The 930-nt window shown below is 63.9% G+C and carries 1 protein-coding gene; it reads left to right on the top strand.

Annotated elements, in window-relative coordinates; genetic code table 11:
- A partial coding sequence (locus tag GPA10_RS41520) for a helix-hairpin-helix domain-containing protein (protein WP_246260696.1) occupies window positions 1–930 on the top strand: 930 nt, incomplete at both ends.

Raw genomic sequence — 930 nt, 5'->3', positions numbered from 1 at the left:
TACTGGACGGCGTATCTGAAGGCGAATTATCCGGCGGAGTACATGGCGGCGCTGTTGACGTCGGTGAAGGACGACAAGGACAAGTCGGCGGTGTATCTGAACGAGTGCCGTCGGATGGGTATCAAGGTGCTGCCGCCGAATGTGAACGAGTCGGTGCACAATTTCGCGGCGCAGGGTGACGACGTGATCCTGTTCGGTCTTGAGGCGGTGCGCAACGTCGGGACGAACGTGGTGGAGTCGATCATCCGTTCGCGCAAGGCGAAGGGGAAGTTCGCCTCGTTCCCGGACTACCTGGACAAGGTGGAGGCGGCGGCGTGCAACAAGCGGACGACGGAGTCGCTGATCAAGGCGGGTGCGTTCGACACGATGGGGCACACGCGCAAGGGTCTGACGGCGCAGTACGAGCCGATGATCGACAATGTGGTGGCGGTCAAGCGCAAGGAGGCCGAGGGGCAGTTCGACCTGTTCGGGGGGATGGGGGAGGACGAGTCGGACGAGCCGGGGTTCGGTCTGGATGTGGAGTTCTCCGACGACGAGTGGGACAAGACGTATCTGCTCGCGCAGGAGCGGGAGATGCTGGGTCTGTATGTGTCGGACCATCCGCTGTTCGGGCTTGAGCATGTGCTCTCGGACAAGGCGGACGCGGGGATCGGGCAGCTGACGGGCGGGGACTTCTCCGACGGTGCGGTGGTGACGATCGGCGGGATCATCTCGGGGTTGCAGCGGAAGATGACCAAGCAGGGCAACGCGTGGGCGATCGCGACGGTGGAGGACCTCGCCGGTTCCATCGAGTGCATGTTCTTCCCGGCGACGTATCAGCTGGTGTCGACGCAACTGGTCGAGGACGCGGTGGTGTTCGTCAAGGGCCGGCTCGACAAGCGTGAGGACGTGCCCCGCCTCGTCGCCATGGAGATGCAGGTCCCCGACCTG

Source organism: Streptomyces typhae, assembly GCF_009755605.1.
Taxonomy (GTDB): domain Bacteria; phylum Actinomycetota; class Actinomycetes; order Streptomycetales; family Streptomycetaceae; genus Streptomyces; species Streptomyces typhae.
The sequence above is the reverse complement of the archived record's forward strand: the minus strand, read 5'-3'. Positions and strand labels throughout refer to the sequence as shown.